This is a genomic window from Oceanobacillus profundus (assembly GCF_003515705.1).
GTDB lineage: Bacteria > Bacillota > Bacilli > Bacillales > Amphibacillaceae > Oceanobacillus > Oceanobacillus profundus.
In genome coordinates this window covers 556,350-574,869 of sequence record NZ_QWEH01000001.1, presented here as the reverse complement: position 1 = coordinate 574,869, position 18,520 = coordinate 556,350, and the positions used below count along the sequence as shown (strand labels likewise).

Below are 18,520 nucleotides of genomic sequence, written 5' to 3'. Positions count from 1 at the left end.
TGAATTTTATGAAATTAAATTTCATTTCAAGTAAAAAAAGAAGCTATCTTCTTAATTTCACAACATGATCTCTCGCTTCTTGATATTCGTCCAGCACATTCTCACCAATACTATTAAAAATACTAATATATAAGCTATCTATAATTGTCAGCTGGGTCATTCTTGATGTGATGCTGCCAATCCGAAAATCCTGCTCTACATTCGGGGTTGCTAATCGAATATCTGCTTCTTTATACAGTGGTGACTTGTTTATATTTGTAATTGCTATCACCTTTGCTCCTTTTTTTTGCGACAGTCGCGCTAAGTCCAGAACATCTTTCGTTCTGCCGGACATACTAATCGCAACAAAAACATCCTCACTATTAAAATGCGGCACTTTTGATAGCATGTAATGAAAGTCTAAATTAAACTCCACTTGATATCCGAGTTTCGTAAATTTGTATAGTGCATCCATTGCAGCAATCGAAGATCCTCCGACACCATAAAAAATAATTTTTCGCGCATTTTTTAGGTACGTGACCGCATCATCGAGCTCTTTTTTATCTAAGGATTCCATTATCAGCTCAATCGCATTCTTGTTTACATGGACAACTTTCTGGAACATTTCGTATGGGGAATCCTTTTTCTGCAAAATTGAAAAGTCCGTGATATATCCTTCTTTTACAGCTAATTCCTGTGCTAAGGAAATTTTAAATGTCTTAAAGCTCCCTATGCCAATTGTTTTCGCAAATCGAATAACGCTTGCTTCACTTACATCTGCCTTATTCGCCAGTTCCTTCGTTGTCATGTTTGGAATTAGCTCTGCGTGATTTAATATGTACGCAGAAATTTTCTTCTCCGTTTTGGAAAATTGGTGAAGCCGTTCGTTTATTCTAGCTAGTAATGTGGTTGCCATGTCAACTTCTCCTGTTCTTATCCTTTTATGTTCATTAGTATAGCAAAAATTAAATAGGTGTACTAATTTAAAATCAGAATGTGTTAGCCGACGGGTGGGGCTGATGTGCCTTAGCTGAGAGGGGTGGTGTCTTAGCTGCGGGGGATGGCGTCTTATTTTTACGAATGGTGTCTTAGTTGCGGAGGATGGTGTCTTATTTTTACGATTGGTGCCTTAGTTGCGGAGGATGGTGTCTTATTTTTGTGAATGGTGTCTTAGCTGCGGAGGCTGCGGGGGGTGGACGCTTATGGGATTAAAAATAGAAAAGAGACACGTGCACCCACGTGTCTCTTAAGCTTATACTTCCTTCATCACTGCTGCAATCAATGGGTGATTAGCATCCAGTTCTGAAATAGTTTGCAACGTTTTTTCATAACCTTGTTCAGCGATCATTTGCTGTAATTTTACTGCTTCTTCATCCTGAGCATTTTTGTATTGTAATGCAGCTACAATCACCTGAACGAGATAAGTTGGCACGTTTCCTGTTACATCCATATATAAACTTGCGGGACGAATGATACGATCTCGTGGACCTAGCTTACGAATTGGTCCACGTCCAACTCGTGTTACTTCGTCTGAGATATATGGATTCATAAAGCGACCGATAATCGTATCAATATAGTTTTGATGTTCGGTGCGGTCAAAATGATAGGTCTGAATCAGTGCTTCACCAGACTCATTTAAAGCTCCCTTAATGATCTCCTGTACTTTTTCATCATGCATTGCTTCATTGATGGTTGCATATTCAAGGGAGCGCCCAATATATGCAGGCACGACATGACCGGTATTCACCGTAAATAATTTCCGTTCAATGTATGGCGTTAAATCTTCCACATATGTGACACCATCAATTACAGGTACCTCACCTTTGAATGCTGGTTTTTCAACAACCCACTCAAAGTATGGTTCAACAGAGACTAATAATGGATCTTCATTCACTTGGTTTGGAACAATTCGGTCTACTGCAGCATTTGGAAATCCAAACACTTCATCAAATTGTTGTTGCTCGTCTGCTGTTACTTGTTTGTAAATATGTTCTTTAAGCAGTGAACTTCCACCAACCATATTTTCACAAGCAATGATATTTAAGGCCTTATTATTTGTCTTGATTCGTTTCTGTAATCCTTCTGCAATTAACTTTGCGATAATGGCCAAAATGTTTGGTCCGACAGCAGTTGTAATGAGATCTGCTTTCCCAATTGCTTCGATTACTTTATCTGGATCTGTAATGCTATTGATTCCGGAAACATTTTTTACCGTTAATGTTTCACTTTCTTCTGCTGCTAACACAACATTGTATTGCTGCTTCTCGTTTATTTCGTTAATAATGCCTTCATTAACATCGACAAACGTTGTATGATAATTCGCTTGATAGAGCAGAGCCCCGATAAAGCCTCTGCCGATGTTTCCAGCTCCAAAATGTACTGCTAGCATTTAGTTCACCTCATCAAAAATGCTTATGATTTCCTCTTTTGTCGTTGCGTTAACAATTGTTTGGATATTTTCTTCCTCAGAAAGTACAATCGCAATTTTTGATAGAACTTCCAAATGGTCATCACCTTTACCAGCAATACCAATCAAGATTTTCACCGTGTTTCCGTCACCAAAATCCACACCCTCTGGTACGATAACAACTGAAATCCCTGTTTCCTTTACTAATTCCTTTGCATCCTCTGTACCATGTGGGATAGCAACGCTATTTCCCATAAATGTAGAAGTTAGCTCTTCACGTTCAAGCATTTTTTCCACGTAAGTTGGCTCAACGTACCCATTATCGACTAGGATCTTACCTGTGAAACGAATTGCTTCCTCTTTGTTAGCTAATTTTGTATCTAACTGAATGTTATCTTTGCTTAAAATTTCTTTTGCCATGATAAAACTCACTCCTTAAATTAATTCTTTTTCATGTATAAATAGCTCTAGTTGTTCGGAAAGATACTGTTTTATCTTTGGTTCATCTCCGGATTCAAATAAAGAAATACTTGTCTGATCCTGGATAATCAAACTGCTTAGAAAGCTTAAGATCTCCAGGACTTCTTGATGGGTTATCTCAGGTGCCAGCATAACGATTACCGTATCCATTTCCATTTGGTTGTTATCCATTCCGCGGATAGCAAGCGGGTGGTTTAATTTATAAATGGAAAACGTCGGCTTGTGGATTGCATTGGAACGTGTATGGTAAAGTGCAATGGACGTAGCTGGAATTCCTAATCCACTTATCTGTTCCCTTAATTGCAGTTTTTTAAATACAATTTTTTCACTTTGTATGATTTTATTTTCTGCTAACGTCTTACAAACCAAACGTAATACCGAGTCTATTGTTAAATTATCCGTAACGTCATAAACTTGGAATGAATCTAGAAGATCCAGAGTTGCTCGTGAATAATTTTGCAGTGCTTCCATGCGAACAGTAAAATTACTGCTATCTGTCGTTACTCGTGGTTCTTTATTATTCATATGAACCGTAAGCTTTCTTTTCTTTATCTCCTTTTTCACCTGATGAATCTCGTTTTGAGTAAGCATCGGAGAAATGAGTAAATAATCGTGGTCAAATTCTTTTAACGGAATCGTCGACACAATGACATCATAAGCTTCCACGTTTAATTTATTTAAGTCAAAAATAGATGCATTTTCAACATGCTTAATCTCTGGTATACGCTGAACGAGCTTTGTCGCTAGCATTTTTGAAGTACCAATTCCACTCGAACAGATGACTAACGCTTGTAAATCTACTGCTTTTTCATTGTTTAACAATGCCGCTGCAAAATGAAGAACAAGGTATCCTATTTCATCATCCGGGAATTCCATATTTGGAAACGTATCCTTAACAGCTGCCGTAATCATATGAAATAACTCATCGTAATCCTGCTTGATTTCCCTAATCAATGGATTTTTTATTGTCATCCCTTGTTTTAATCGATAAATAGCTGGCTTCAGATGGGCAACTAAATCATTTAGCAGCTGTTTATTGTTCATCTGCGGTACATTGATTTGCTTACTGACGGAACGAATTAATTGATTAGCTGAAAAAACGATATCCTCATCAGGATACATGTCAATATAGTTCGAATCAGACCGCAATTTAGCTCCCATTAAATGCATCGTGATGTAGCCAATTTCATCATCGGGGATGGCCATCCCAAGGGGGCCTTCTATATCACGTATCATTTTTTCAGCAACACGATATTCTTTTGTACCTTCCATTTGCATTAGCTGTGCTTGGTCAAATTGAATCGAATCACCCTTCTGCAGTCGCTCAATCGCTAACGCTAAATGAACAACCAACCCAATCAATGCACTATCTGCTAATTCGTACGGTAATTCTTCTCTTGCCTGTTCCACCCGTTGTCGAATCACAATTAGATGCTCTGGATTTACTAAACCTAATAGCCTATTGGAAATCGCAGAAAATTGATCCTGTGATTTCTTTTGAATATTATCCTTTATCAATGACACGAACTCAAATGGATCAATATGCTTTGAAATCAAGCTGCTTAATGCTGCACGTTTATTCGCCTCGTCACCGGCAATTTCCACTCCGTACCCTCTTTTTCGAATCAAAATAAGACGATAGGATGCTATTTCTTTTTCTAATTGATCAAGATCATGACTGATTGTTGCTTCCGTTACTTTTAATTCTGTGCTTAGCGTAAACAGCTTTATTGGTTCCTTCATTTCAAGAAGGGTAGCCAAAATAATCGATTGTCTTTCTTCTGGTGTAAAGTCAAAGACAGTAACATTCGCTAATGCTGAGAGAAATTGCCTTCGATCCTGCTCCATGCCAACTAACCGAAGGCCAACACCGGATTTTTTTTCTAATATTAGGTTGTAGTGATTTGTAATATCTTCTGTGTTTTTTAAATCACGATGAATGGTTCGAGCACTAACTTCTAATTCCTTGGCAATATCTTTTACAGTTATACCCTCAGGATTTCCCAATAAAATTTCAAGGATTTTACGCTCACGATTAGAAATGTTCAGAAGCCTTCACCACCTCAACCTTGCTATTCGAAACTTCTCTTATTTTTTAAGACGTTCTACTAGCTCATCATATCTTGGGCTATTTAAGAAATTTTCTACGGAAATATGTTCAGCTGCTGGTACCTTTGCTTTTGCACGATCCGTTAGATCCTTATGCGTGACCACGATATCCGCATCATCTGGAATTTCATTAATCGCTTTATTCGTCACAAATATATCAATATCTGCTTTTTTAAATTTATTTTTTAATAAGGAAGCACCCATTGCACTGGAGCCCATTCCAGCATCACAAGCAAAGATAATTTTATCTACATCGGAAGCTTGCTTGCTTTCCACTGCTGCTCCTTCAACTTGCTCTTCAGTAGCTTGGTTTAATGATCCAGCAACTGAACTTTTCTTCCCTTTCATTGTTTCCATTTTACTGGTAGCTTCAGAAAGATCATCATTAGTAGCTTTGCCTGTTTTCAATATAATTGCTGCTACAGCAAATGAAACAGCAGCTGCAATGAGCACACCAAGGATAACACCGACGTAGCTATCTTGTGCTGTCATCGCCAATACGGCAAAAATACTACCAGGTGAAGCAGGAGCTCTTAGTCCTACATCAAACAATTGGAAGGTAAACACACCACTAACCCCACCAGCGATAGCTGCTAAAATTAATGCTGGTTTCATTAATACATACGGGAAGTAAATTTCATGAATCCCACCAAAGAATTGGATAATTGCCGCACCAGAAGCAGAGCTTTTGGAGGCACCTTTTCCAAAGATCATAAAGGCAAGCAGGATACCTAAACCAGGTCCTGGATTCGCTTCCAATAAGAATAGAATTGATTTTCCAAATTGTGAGGCTTGATCCGCTCCAATCGGACTTAAAATTCCATGATTGATTGCATTATTTAAAAATAGTATCTTTGCAGGTTCAATGATGATATTGGCAAGAGGCAATAAACCTGCATTGACAATAACTTCAACTCCAGCAGCTAAGGCTTTATTCAATGCGCCTACTAATGGTCCAATTCCAAGTAAAGCAACAATTGCTAAAAGCGCAGCAAGAATCCCTGCTGAGAAGTTGTTATAAAGCATCTCAAAACCTTGACGAATTCGATGCTGGAGCACCTGGTCAATTTTCTTCATTAAATACCCAGCGAGTGGTCCAACAACCATTGCTCCTAAGAACATTGGGATGTCTGCTCCTGCAATAACACCCATTGTCGCAGTAGCACCGACAACTCCACCACGTAAATCATAAACCATACGCCCACCAGTAAAACCAATTAAAAGTGGCAATAAGTAATAAAGCATTGGATCGACTAATGCTGCCAAATCTTCATTTGGCCACCAGCCATCCGGTATAAATAAAGCTGTAATAATTCCCCATGCAATAAAAGCACCAATATTCGGCATAATCATACCGCTCAAATAGCTTCCGAAACGTTGTACTTTGGCACGAATTCCTTTTTGTTCAGCCATTTAATATTCTCCTTTCAAAATTGCATCATTATTAATCGTAAGCGAGTATGGTAGGTTATTCAATTAAAAGAAAGTGGCAAATTGGCATTATTATTGTTGACATAATTTAATAAGGAGGGTGGGAAATGTAAAACTTGTCTACGGTTAAGGTAAGGGATTGAATTCAAGCTTGTATTTTCTTTTCTTACTGTACCCTGTTTATTTCTATCTTAATCACGAATTAAGTTAGGAATTCAAATGCGATTGGTGGTGTCTTTGCTGCGAGGAATGGTGTCTTAACCGCATGGGATGGTGCCTTCGCCGCCAAGAATGGTGTCCTAACTGCATGGGATGGTGCCTTATTTTTGCGGATGGTGTCCTAGCTGTGCGGGATGGTGCCTTATTTTTGCGGATGGTGTCCTAGCTGCGCGGGATGTTGCCTTATTTTTGTGAATGGTGTCTTAACTGCATGGGATGGTGCCTTCGCTGCCAAGAATGGTGTCCTAACTGCTGCTATTTCGCCTGGTATGGTGCTAATGGAAAAGTAAAAGCGCTCAATGCGAGCGCTCGTTGAAATAATTATTTACTTTCTGCAACAGTCAATGCTGCTTCGTCAACAATGACTGTTACGTTTTCATGCTGTTTCAAAATAGAAGCCGGGAAGTCTTCAGACACTTCGCCATTCAGCAATTTTGCCATTGCATCTGCTTTTGCTTCACCAGAAACGAGTAACAGAATCTCTTTACTGTTCATGATTGTCTCGATTCCCATAGAAACTGCTTGTGTTGGTACGTCGTCAATTGAATTGAAGAATCGCGCATTGGCCTGAATCGTGGACTCATCTAAGTCAACAACATGTGTCCTGCTAGAAAAGGAAGTTCCTGGTTCATTAAAACCAATATGTCCATTTCCGCCAATCCCCAAAACCTGAACATCAATCCCACCTGCTTGTTCAATTGCTCGTTCATGTTCCATACATTCTTTTTCCAAATCCTGAGCAACACCATTTGGAACGTGAACACGATCCATTGCAATATCTACATGACGAAATAGCTTTTCATTCATAAAATAATAATAGCTATTTGAATCATCTTTATCTAATCCGACATACTCATCTAAATTAAAAGTAGTTACATTTTTAAACGATACTTCTTTTTGCTCAAACTTTTTAATTGTTCGTTGATAGAGACCTTCTGGTGTTGAACCAGTTGCTAAACCAAGTACTGGGTTCTCTAAGGTATTGATACGATTTACAATAAGTTCGGTTGCCTTTTCACTCATCTCATCGTAGTTTTTTACTTTGATAACGTTCACTTTCCAATCTCCTCCAAATGAAATACTTCTGCAGAACTTAGCAGTTCTTGTCAAATTTTGTATACACTTTGATAATAACATGGAATATCAACAAAGTGTTTATTCGAATGAAATTTCCCCACGGCAAATGGTAAATTTTATATTAAGTTCATCATCTACCAATAGAATATCAGCGTCTTTCCCAAGTGAAATACTGCCTTTTTGATCGTAAATTCCAATTTGCTTTGCCGGGTTAACGGATGCCATTTCTACAATATTACGAATCGAAACATCGGTTAGCTTCAGCATTTGCTTCGCACCATCATGCATCTTCAAAATACTTCCCGCTAGTGTTCCATCTTCTAATACAGCTTTCCCGTTTTCTACTTTAACCGGTTGACCGCCAAGCTCATAATCGCCATCTGGTAGTCCTTTAGCACGCATCGCATCCGTGATTAAAATAATCCGCTCACTACCCATGTTATTATAAATTAATTGCAGCATTTCTGGAGCAACATGAATGCCATCTGCAATTAATTCTGCTCGTAATTCATTCAGTTGAAATGCCGCACCGACCGCACCAATATCACGGTGATGGATTCCATTCATTGCATTACAAAGATGGGTTAACTGGCTAACACCATGTACTGTTGCTTTTTTTATTCCAGCAAATCCAGCATCTGTATGTCCTGCTGAAACATTCACACCAGACTGTACTAGGTGTTTAATAAACAGACCTTCTTCATCATGCTCTGGGGCCATCGTGATCGTTTTTATTTTCCCTCCAGATTGCTGTTGCCATTTCTTAAATTGTTCCAAATCTGGTTTAATAATATACTCTCTTGGTTGCGCGCCAGCCTTTGTTTTTTCTACAAAAGGCCCTTCTAAATGGACCCCTATCATCTCTGCTTGGCCTGGTTTGTTTGGATAACGTGCAGCATTTTCCAATGCCTTAGAGATATGCTCAGGTGACTGCGTTATCGTCGTTGCGAGAAAGCTTGTCGTCCCTTCCATTGGTAAAAGCGATGCAATTTTATCTAACGCTTCTTCTGTTGCATCCATGGTGTCCGCTCCATTCGCACCGTGGATATGTCCATCGATAAATCCCGGGATAGCATTTAGGTCAGTTGCATCAATAATGTGAACATGTTGATCAAGTTTATGTGGTAGATCCTTACCTTCATGAATGGACTGAATGCGATTATTTTCGATATAAATTCCGCCATTTGGAATCACTTTATCCTCCAAATAGAGCCTTGCATTCTTTATAAATATCGACCGATTGCCTTCTACCATGTGTTTCCCCTCCACATATTTCTAATAACAACTATTTATCTTCAGCTGTAATGATAACCGTCTCTTTTGCTTTTGCAAGTTTTTCCGATGTAAAGCGATACGTTTTATTACCTTCTGCACTATTTGTAATTACAATAGGTGTGATAGTGTCCGATGCATGTTCACCAATATATTCCAGGTCTACTTCCATTAACAGCTGCCCAGCGATTACTTCATCTCCTACATTTACTTTTGTGGTAAATCCCTCTCCTTTTAATCCAACCGTTTCCAGTCCGATATGGATAAGAATCTCTACCCCACCTTCCGTAATAAGTCCAATCGCATGTTTCGTCTCAGCAAGCTGAATGATCTTTCCGTTAACTGGGGAATAAACCATTCCTTCTTCCGGAACAATTGCAATTCCTTCTCCCATCATTTTCTGATTAAAGACTGGATCAGGAACTTCTTCCATAGGTACAATTTTTCCGTTTAATGGTGCAACTATATTTTCTTCTTTTTTTTGCTTAAACAGTTTTTTAAACATAGTGTGAATTCCTTCCTATTATAAATTAATCACTATCTTCTATTAAAGCATATCTTTGATTTCATGAACAAATCGACTTGTAATGTCTTTCGGTCTTGTAATTGCTCCACCAACAACGGTTGCATATACTCCAAGTTCAAAGGATTTCTTCAACATATCTGGTGTTATAATATTTCCTTCCGCAATTACTGGTTTTTCCACTGCTTGCAATACTTCTTTTAAAAAGGCAAAATCCTGATCATATAATTTCTTCCCTTTTGTATGCTTCGTATAGCCATGCAATGTTGTTCCAACGTAATCAAAGCCTAGTTTTTCAGCAATAATTGCTTCCTCAATGGTTGATATATCCGCCATTAATTCAACATGTGGTGCCTGTTCTCTCGCATAGTTAATTAATTCTTCTAATGACTCTTTCGGTCTTTCGCTAATGGTCGCGTCCATCGCAATAACTTCACAGCCACTTTCAATTAATTCGTCTACTTCTTTACTCGTGGCAGTAATATAGACATCTGATCCCTGATAATTCCGCTTTACAATTCCGATAATAGGAAGGGAGACTTCTTTCTTTATCTCAATAATATCTTCTTTTGAATTAGCTCGAATTCCTTTTGCTCCACCTTGAGCAGCAGCAAGCGCCATCTTGCTCATGATAAAGGATGAATGAAGTGGTTCATCTTCCAATGCTTGACACGATACAATTAAATTACTTGGTAATTTCAAAACGTTCAACTCCTATTATTTCTCTAGTTCTTCTTCGATTTCATTTTTTATAACTGATACCTGTGGTCCGTAGATTACCTGTACTCCTTCACCTTTAACAATAACACCTTTACTTCCTGTTTGTTGTAAAGCTGCTTCATTTACCATTTCCCCATCTTTAACAGTGACACGCAATCTCGTTGCACAATTATCGACATCAACTAGGTTATCTCTTCCACCCAATGCTTGGATGATTGCTAGTGGTCGTTCTTCTCCAGAACCTTGAACTGTTTGAACAGTAGTATCGTCTTCTGCTTTCTTGTCTTCGCGTCCAGGCGTTTTAAAGTTAAACTTCTTAATTAAGAATGTGAACGTAAAGAAATATAAGAAGAACCAAATGATTCCGATTGGAATAACGTACATCCAGTTCGTTAGTGCTTGTCCTTGTAATACTCCAAATAAAATGAAGTCAATAAATCCTCCAGAGAATGTTTGCCCGATTGTTATTTGGAAAATATGAGCCAGCATAAATGCTAGACCATCAAAAATTGCATGCATCACATAAAGTAATGGAGCGATAAACAAGAATGAAAATTCTAATGGCTCTGTAATCCCTGTTAAGAAGGATGTCAATGCAGCTGAAAGCATTAACCCACCAACAACTTTTTTATGTTCAGGCTTTGCAGTACGATAAATCGCATATGCTGCACCTAATAAACCAAACATCATTGTAATAAATCGTCCAGACATAAAACGTGATGTACCTTCAAAGAATTTTGTCGTTGTCGGATCACCCAATTGTGCGAAGAATATATTTTGCGTTCCCTGGATTAATTGCCCTCCAATTTCTAACGCACCACCTAAACCGGTTTGCCAGAAAGGTAGATAGAAAATGTGATGCAACCCGAATGGCCCTAACATTCTTAGTATAAAACCATAGAAAAATGTACCGATATAACCGGTCGCATTAACTATATCTCCAAAATTAAAGATGACATTTTGAATCATTGGCCATACATAATACATGACCGTTCCAAGAATGATTGCAGAAAAGGAAGTTATGATTGGAACAAACCGCGATCCTCCAAAGAAACCTAAGAATTGTGGAAGTTCAATTTTATTAAATCGATTGTGCAATAATCCTGCCATAATACCAACAATAATCCCGCCGAACACACCTGATTCTAATGTTTGAATCCCTAGTGTTACACCTTGTCCAACTGCTGAAAGGCTATCTGTAGCTAATTTATCAGAAATAATTAGGATAGCATTTATCGTTGCATTCATAACTAAATAACCAATTAAAGCAGCTAAGCCAGCTGTACCTTTATCTGATCTTGCCAGTCCAATGGCAACCCCTACTGCAAATATAACCGGTAAATTTGCAAACACAATATTACCCGCGGAACTCATTATTGTAAAAATCGCTTGGAGCAAGAATTGGTCCAAGATTGGATATGCATTAACTGTATTTGGATTGGATAAAGCACCCCCTATTCCTAGTAATAGACCTGCTGCAGGTAGGATAGCAATCGGTAACATAAATGATTTCCCAAATTGCTGCGCTTTACCGAAAAACTTTTTCATAAATATTACACCTCCAGAAAATTATTTTCACAAAAAATATTAACAAACGCTTTCATCTATGTCAATATAATATTTGATGGTATGATAAAATTACTTAGAGTTAAGAAAGGAGATGAATCTGTTGAATTTTGAGAATAGGATTCAAAAATACAATTCTTCATTAACTGATAATGATAAAAAAATCACCAGATATTTACTCGCCAATAAAGCTTCCATACGTGATAAAACCATTATCGACTTATCTGAAGAAATTCAAGTATCTCCAGCTAGTATAACCAGATTTTGCAAAAAAATTGATTTCAATACGTTCCAGCAAATGAAATTTTCCTTAATTGGAAACAGTACGGAAAACAGAAAAAGCGATCACACATTTGAAAAAGTTTACAATTATTACCAAACAATTATTAAATCAACACAGGAGTTCTTTAGCGAAGAACAAACAAGTAGAATCGTAAAACTCATTTTAAACAAAAATAAGGTGTTATTTTGTGGGATTGGAAACTCTGGTTTGATCGCACATGAATTCAACAGTAGAATATATCGAATGGGGATTGCTTCTGAATCTGTGACGGATGCACATGATTTATTAATGAAAAGCAGCCTGCTACAGGAAAACGACTTGCTCATTTGCTTTTCTAATTCTGGTAAAACGAAACCAGTTATCGACTCAGCAAAAATAGCAAAAAATAATAACGTTACAATTATCGTTGTAACGAATTTCGAGCAAACTGTATTAAGTGAGCTTGCTGACGAAGTTATACTTATATCAAGCTATAAATACATTGATGATCCTAAGTTCATTAATTCTCAGATACCCGGTCTCTTCCTGCTGGATTTATTAACCTACAAACTGCTTAACAATGAAGACCTAATGCATGCGCGGCAAAAAACATTAGATGCAATTCACAAATATAGTTAATCAGAATGCTAGTGCCGAAATTGAGCACTAGCATTCTGACTCATAAATGAATTTTTCTTTACTTAATATCACTATATCTCTGTTTTAACCCAATCCTTTTCCATCTGCAAATTTCGTAATTCATGCCATCGAAAGCTTCAAAACACCTTCCAAAAATAATGAATAATTCATCTATCCCATCAATAAACTCTACAAACAATATTTTTTGGAGGGGTATAATGAACACAGATAATTTGCTCTTAACAGAGGATATGCTAGCCCGTTATTATGATTTGAACAAGTTAAAGAAAGAAATCGAATCTGAAATGAGTCAATTGAAAGCTTCTTTCCATACACATATGGATAAATATAGTGGACCTAATAAAAAGGGAGAGTTTACCGAAGGAGACTACAGACTTCTGCGACAGATTCGAAAAACAGAAAAGTTTAAAGAGATGGATACAGTTGAACGACTAGAAGAATTACAAATGCATGACCTCATTCAAGTAGTTAAAAAACCTGATGATGGAAAGGTAAACGCTGCAATCGAACTCGGACTGCTTAATGAAGCAGATTTAGATGGGTGTAGAGTAACGAGTTATTCTCAGGCTATTTCTGTGAAGAGGATGTAGAAAGATTAAAGAGAGGAGTGCTGAATTTAGTAGCTCTTCTTTTAGTATTGGATTACAAGGCAATAGCGGCAGGTCACAAAAGAACATTTGTTCTTTTTCTTTTTGATACTTAAAGGTATAATGATTACATGCAATAGTTGCTTTTTCTCATGGGAGGTCGGCGCACTTTTTGCCGTTATAGTGTCATGCGATATGCTATAACGAAGGGAGGTGTTGCCTATGTCTGTTTTCGAGACAATGGTTATCATGATTGCGTTCGCAACACTCGTTGTAGTAATCATCGACCATAAAAAATAGACCTCTCTGAGATTACCAGTCCGGCGAGGTCTATCCTTACTGCGCTGCCTCTCTTGAAGAGGAGCGACTCATTGCTGACCGGAGATATTAGCAGTATCTTCGGTCCTTATTATTTTATGAATAATTTATTCTTCTATGTATACTATACCATAAAAATCGGTTTCGAACAGGAATATTTTAAAACAGCTAGTAAAGAGGATTCCAAAAACAGGTCTGAATCTTCCTTTCACTAATAGCTCAGTACCATTTTCCAGCATTAATGCTTTTAAACGATCCAAACACCCTCTTGGTAAGATGATGTAGTCTGTGTAATTTTCTGTACAATCAATTATTCTTGGTATCTTATATGTTGATAATCTCTTCGACTTGGCTTTAAAGAATTCAGGGTTAGTAAATGTTGCTAATTGTATTGTTTTATTTATCAATACTGGTGGCAAGCTACTTTTAGGTATATGGTTCCCATTACTGTTGATAACTTTTAATCTTTTAGGCATCTTCACAATATTAGTTTGTTCCTTTACCTTAGAAACGACTCCTTTATTTAGAGAGTTATTTTTAACAATATCCTCAATCTCTTCGCCACAGTTTTTTCGATCTGGGATAAGAACTGCCATTGATTAGGATAAGCCTTATAAATTTCAACAACAAACACTATTTCCATGCTCCCATAGATGTTTTTCTAGAGGTAGCGCAATTAAATTATAGTGGATATATTAACCCTGTTTTCTCAAGAAACTAACTAGTCTATCACTATGATTTTGTCGATATTTCCCGGGAAATAACTATTAGACTCGATTTTTCTTAGTATCAACTTACCTCAAATCAGGCTAAAATAAAAACATTAAACAGAATTTTGCTTATAACCATAACTTTTTGGTTGAAATATGGCGAGAAGTAATCAAAAGCAGTGATGCAAAGGAAGTAACTCGAAAAACATTCCGTCTATCAGTGATTATTCCAATCATTCTTTATATTGGTAAAGATAATTGGACAACTCCATTGAAATTTAAGCGAATGTTGAATCAAGCAGTTTTATTTGGGGATAATGTTCTTAATTGTAAGTATCTCTTCCTAGGTAGAACGTTATAAAGAAAAAGATTTACTGGAGAAAAGTAGCAAGGAAACTTTTAGCGAAAGGAATGCCTATTGCTGAAATCGCTGAGATAAAGGAGCTAAGCATCTATGAAATTATAAATTTATAAAATTAGGATAAAAAATGTTGGATATCGCCCTTAATTCCTAAAAATTATGTATAACCCATTTCGACAGGTATTCACACAAAGATAGGAGCCCTGAATCATTCAGCAGTTCCTATCTTCCGATTTGGCATATTTATCCTTAAATCCAAGTTTTATTTCTAGAAAATCAGTATAACGAAACGTCTTATTGTATCTTTTCGAGTAAGAAACTTCTATGAAAATGTCAATCTTTCACTTCGATAAAAGAGAGCTTTTTCCGGAAAATCTGTAATAATCGCATTTACCCGGAGGTCTAATAACTGCTTCAATTCATCTTTTTCATTTACTGTCCAAACTCGAATTTTATCAAGCATTCCTTTCCATTCATACGGATCGGATAATGTCATCCTTTTTGATAGATGTAATGCCTCTAAATCAAATACATTCATGTAATCGAGTGGATGTGTAATTGGCTGGTCTAATAGCCATGCAATGTTCGTTTCCTTATCACGACTTTTCATACGTAATAATGTAGGTAAATGAAAAGAAGAATAAATTACATTTCTTCTATTCCCATATTGTTCTACTATTGAAAGAACCTTTTCTTCTATACCCTCATAATGAAATTGATATGTCTTTAATTCGATATTCAAATCAATTGGATAAGGCTCAAGCAGCTCTAATAGTTCTTTTAACGTTGGTACACGTTCCATTTCCCAGTTCGCTGGATCATAATCCTGAAAGTGCGTATACTTCACCCCAGCACTAAACTGTTTAATCTCATCTAAGGTTAAATCCTTTATAAATCCAGATCCATTTGTTGTTCGATCTAATGTTTCATCATGAATGACAACAATTTCACCATCTTTTGTCATATGGACATCAATTTCCAATCCATCGACACCAAGCTCAATTGCCTTCCTAAATCCAAGCAGTGTGTTTTCTGGAAACATACCCATACAACCACGATGACCGTAAATCTTTGTCTCACACATAGAAACACTTCCTTTACTAAATTATTAAATAATGGAGCAAGAGCGTATCTTCTCTCTCCCTATACTCATCCTCTATTGTTACCTTACCTTGACCCTTTACCGTATTAGCTTGTTGAATTACTGCATTAAATTGCGTTACTGCAGTTTCCTACACTTTATCTGCACTCTGCCAATAAATACCTTATTCCAGTATTTTGCAAACTACTCAAAAGTCAAATCATTACATTTTTTCTTATCCTGACTTTGAAATATCAACTAAATCAACTATACCGTTTTCATAATCCCTATTCGTTATGACAATATTTATTTAATCATAAATAGATACAGAAAAATGCATTTTTACTGATTTCTAACAAATGATTAACGAATCATTTACATACGTAATAGTAAGTTAATGAAAATCAGTTTAATTAAAAATAAACACTATTTACTATTGGGATTAGATGTAAAAACAACCTTGAAATCTAGCCAAGTTTAGTAGTATTCAAAACCAGACGCAAGAGAAATCCAATTTTCCTCATTGTTTGACTGAACCGAGAAGGTTTTTTTAGCAATCGATACAGCCATTCCAAATTTAGCTTTTTCCAATTACGTGGTGTTTGCTCCCTTTCACCAGCTAATAGCTCAAGGCTGTCTCCTACTCCGATAAACATACCTTTTTGAAACTGATTTTTATATGTAGCAATCCATTGTTCTTGTTTGGCTTTCTTTAATGATACAAAAATAAGATCGGGGTTTGCCTGTTTCATATTTGTTGCGATTTGTGAATCTTCAATCGAAATTGAACCATGATGATGGCCAGCAATACTTATCTCAGGAAACATTTTCTCTACTTCTAACACAGCCTTTTCATTTATATAATCTTTCCCACCTAAAAAGTAACAGCTTAAACCCTGCACTTGAGCAAATTTGATTAAATCAAGCATGACATCATAAGCTTCAATTCGTTCTTTGAACGGCTCTTTCTTATATTTTGCAGCACTGATAATTCCTTCTCCACCGGCAACAACATAGTCTGCTGACTGAACGATTTGTTTATAAATTCTATCCTTTTCCGCATGCATAAGTGTTGCCGTGTCAGCTAACACAACAAAAGTTTGTTGTTTTCTGTTCAATCGGGGATATAAATGATAATGTAAGAAGTCTTTTTTTGTTGTATTTAATATTTCAATTTGTTCTATGTTCACCCTCGTCATCTATTAACAACCTTTCAAACTTTCCTTTTTTATTCCTGTCATTTTATCTATACATTTAAAATACCATAGTAGCAAACACCCTGGTAGGGGGAAAATTCAGACTAAATGGATTAATATTTAATTATTTCACAATCAATTAACATGTGATGTATAATTTTTATAGAATACATTGAATTTTTTAAAATCCAGATCGCACAGGAGAGAATTCTATTATGAAAATTATTGTTGTAGGCAGTGGTATTGTAGGGGCAAGTGCGGCATATCAATTAGTAAAAAATAATCATGATGTCATTTTGATTGATAAAAAGCATCAAGGAGCGGCAACGGCTGCAGGTGCAGGAATTGTCTGTCCTTGGGTTTCTTCACATGTGCAGGACGAAGATTGGTATCAGATTGCAAGAAGAGGAGCATCATTTTATTCGCACCTTATCGATCAATTAAAGAACGATGGAGAAGATAATGTGAGCTATAAAAGAATTGGAGCCCTTTGTGTGCGTTCAGACTTACATGAGTTAGATGCAATTGAAAAAGAAGTTAAAGCTAAATATGAAAACGCTCCAGAAATTGGAGACATTAAGCGCTTGTCCGCTCAAGAAGCACGTGAATTATTCCCACCTTTAAACGAACAGTTAGAGGCTGTCTTTATTTCTGGTGCAGCACGGGTTGACGGAAAGTTACTACGAGATGCGATGGTACGTGCAGCTAAAATACATGGAGCAGAAGTCCTTCAAGGGGAAGCAACCCTTGTGAAAGAACAAGACGTCATTACTGGAGTAAAGTATCAAAACCAAACAATTCAGGCTGATGTTGTAATTGCTGCAGCAGGTGCGTGGACACCACAATTATTAGATCCAATTGGTATTGATTTGAAAGTTGATGCCCAGCGTGGGCAAATTGCTCATATTACGTTACCAAATGAGGATACATCCAATTGGCCAGTTGTATTACCAAAGTCGAGTCATTATATGTTAGCATTTGATGATGCTAGAGTTGTTGCCGGTGCAACAAGAGAAACAGGCTCTGGATTTGATTATAAAACGACAGCTGGCGGAATTCATGAGGTTCTATCAAATGCTTTAGACGTGGCACCTGGTCTTTCCAGTGGTACTGTTCAGGAAACGAGAATCGGATTTCGCCCCATGAGTCCAGACGGCTTACCTTTGTTAGGAATGCTTGATAAGGTAAAAGGCATTGTAATTGCAACCGGGCTAGGTGCATCCGGCTTAACGATGGGACCTTATGTTGGATCATTAGCTGCTTCAATAGCTGAAGGAAAAGATGTTGATTTAGATTTAACAGCCTATCAGCCTGAGCGAAACTAATAATGTGCAGGGAATTTAGAGTTTAATAGAAATGGCGGTAAGAATCTTTCCTTATTTTTTAAAAGAAAAATAAGGAAATTGTTACTAATAATATCCTAAGTTTATTTACAGAAATATTTTTGAACAACTATTGACGTGAATCCTAATATCAGGACTTCAACCATTTGATTACAGACTTGTAGCTTCGTCTGTCCTATTTGTACTAAAAAAGTCGATTTATGTAAGTTTTAGTTTCAC

18 protein-coding genes are annotated in these 18,520 nt (G+C 36.9%); 5 read left to right on the top strand and 13 right to left on the bottom strand.

Annotation, left to right across the window (positions count from 1 at the left end; translation table 11 throughout):
* Positions 1-43: 43 nt before the first annotated feature.
* The 10 genes from D1B32_RS02605 to ptsG form a co-directional block, all read right to left on the bottom strand.
* A complete protein-coding gene (locus tag D1B32_RS02605; protein WP_095307991.1) occupies positions 44-895 on the bottom strand; it encodes a MurR/RpiR family transcriptional regulator in 852 nt (283 codons plus the stop codon).
* Positions 896-1,231: 336 nt separating this feature from the next.
* A complete protein-coding gene (locus D1B32_RS02600) occupies positions 1,232-2,368 on the bottom strand; it encodes a mannitol-1-phosphate 5-dehydrogenase (RefSeq protein WP_095307989.1) in 1,137 nt (378 codons plus the stop codon).
* Positions 2,369-2,806 (bottom strand): PTS mannitol transporter subunit IIA, encoded by a 438-nt coding sequence (locus D1B32_RS02595; protein ID WP_095307987.1) that lies wholly within the window; start codon positions 2,804-2,806, stop codon positions 2,369-2,371.
* Between the two features lie 15 nt (positions 2,807-2,821).
* Positions 2,822-4,888 (bottom strand): BglG family transcription antiterminator, encoded by a 2,067-nt coding sequence (locus tag D1B32_RS02590; protein WP_275669466.1) that lies wholly within the window; start codon positions 4,886-4,888, stop codon positions 2,822-2,824.
* Between the two features lie 66 nt (positions 4,889-4,954).
* Complete coding sequence (locus D1B32_RS02585; protein ID WP_095307983.1) at positions 4,955-6,388, bottom strand: PTS mannitol transporter subunit IIBC; 1,434 nt, start codon at positions 6,386-6,388, stop codon at positions 4,955-4,957.
* Positions 6,389-6,946: 558 nt separating this feature from the next.
* The gene (nagB, locus tag D1B32_RS02580) at positions 6,947-7,681 is read right to left on the bottom strand and encodes a glucosamine-6-phosphate deaminase (RefSeq protein WP_118888552.1); all 735 of its coding nucleotides are present in this window, start codon (positions 7,679-7,681) and stop codon (positions 6,947-6,949) included.
* Positions 7,682-7,780: 99 nt separating this feature from the next.
* A complete protein-coding gene (gene nagA, locus D1B32_RS02575) occupies positions 7,781-8,956 on the bottom strand; it encodes an N-acetylglucosamine-6-phosphate deacetylase (RefSeq protein ID WP_118888551.1) in 1,176 nt (391 codons plus the stop codon).
* Positions 8,957-8,987: 31 nt separating this feature from the next.
* Complete coding sequence (locus tag D1B32_RS02570) at positions 8,988-9,479, bottom strand: PTS sugar transporter subunit IIA (protein WP_118888550.1); 492 nt, start codon at positions 9,477-9,479, stop codon at positions 8,988-8,990.
* A 42-nt stretch (positions 9,480-9,521) separates the two neighbouring features.
* Positions 9,522-10,199, bottom strand: a complete 678-nt coding sequence (locus tag D1B32_RS02565) for an N-acetylmannosamine-6-phosphate 2-epimerase (protein WP_118888549.1) — start codon at positions 10,197-10,199, stop codon at positions 9,522-9,524.
* Positions 10,200-10,214: 15 nt separating this feature from the next.
* Positions 10,215-11,765 carry a glucose-specific PTS transporter subunit IIBC gene (gene ptsG, locus D1B32_RS02560; protein WP_118888548.1) on the bottom strand — a complete coding sequence of 517 codons (1,551 nt, stop codon included), beginning with the start codon at positions 11,763-11,765 and terminating at the stop codon, positions 10,215-10,217.
* A 121-nt stretch (positions 11,766-11,886) separates the two neighbouring features.
* Between ptsG and D1B32_RS02555 the strand changes: the two genes are divergently transcribed.
* From D1B32_RS02555 to D1B32_RS24565, 3 genes are all read left to right on the top strand, one after another.
* Entirely contained in the window at positions 11,887-12,684 is a 798-nt protein-coding gene (locus tag D1B32_RS02555) for a MurR/RpiR family transcriptional regulator (protein ID WP_158586189.1), read from the top strand.
* Positions 12,685-12,902: 218 nt separating this feature from the next.
* Positions 12,903-13,295: a hypothetical protein gene (locus D1B32_RS02550; RefSeq protein WP_118888546.1), complete on the top strand. Its 393-nt coding sequence runs from the start codon at positions 12,903-12,905 to the stop codon at positions 13,293-13,295.
* Positions 13,296-13,514: 219 nt separating this feature from the next.
* Entirely contained in the window at positions 13,515-13,592 is a 78-nt protein-coding gene (locus D1B32_RS24565; protein WP_222863048.1) for a putative holin-like toxin, read from the top strand.
* Between the two features lie 125 nt (positions 13,593-13,717).
* Here the strand turns inward: D1B32_RS24565 and D1B32_RS02545 are convergent, their stop codons facing one another.
* A complete protein-coding gene (locus D1B32_RS02545; RefSeq protein ID WP_118888545.1) occupies positions 13,718-14,206 on the bottom strand; it encodes a hypothetical protein in 489 nt (162 codons plus the stop codon).
* A gap of 259 nt (positions 14,207-14,465) precedes the next feature.
* On the opposite strand from D1B32_RS02545, the gene D1B32_RS24560 reads away from it, so the two are divergent.
* Positions 14,466-14,681 carry an Rpn family recombination-promoting nuclease/putative transposase gene (locus D1B32_RS24560; RefSeq protein WP_158586188.1) on the top strand — a complete coding sequence of 72 codons (216 nt, stop codon included), beginning with the start codon at positions 14,466-14,468 and terminating at the stop codon, positions 14,679-14,681.
* A gap of 322 nt (positions 14,682-15,003) precedes the next feature.
* On the opposite strand, the gene D1B32_RS02535 is transcribed toward D1B32_RS24560, so the two are convergent.
* Together D1B32_RS02535 and D1B32_RS02530 are read right to left on the bottom strand one after the other, a co-directional pair.
* The gene (locus tag D1B32_RS02535) at positions 15,004-15,765 is read right to left on the bottom strand and encodes a glycerophosphodiester phosphodiesterase (protein WP_118888543.1); all 762 of its coding nucleotides are present in this window, start codon (positions 15,763-15,765) and stop codon (positions 15,004-15,006) included.
* Positions 15,766-16,229: 464 nt separating this feature from the next.
* A complete protein-coding gene (locus tag D1B32_RS02530; RefSeq protein ID WP_118888542.1) occupies positions 16,230-16,961 on the bottom strand; it encodes a WecB/TagA/CpsF family glycosyltransferase in 732 nt (243 codons plus the stop codon).
* Positions 16,962-17,170: 209 nt separating this feature from the next.
* Between D1B32_RS02530 and D1B32_RS02525 the strand changes: the two genes are divergently transcribed.
* The gene (locus D1B32_RS02525) at positions 17,171-18,283 is read left to right on the top strand and encodes an NAD(P)/FAD-dependent oxidoreductase (RefSeq protein WP_205126974.1); all 1,113 of its coding nucleotides are present in this window, start codon (positions 17,171-17,173) and stop codon (positions 18,281-18,283) included.
* Positions 18,284-18,520 lie beyond the last annotated feature (237 nt).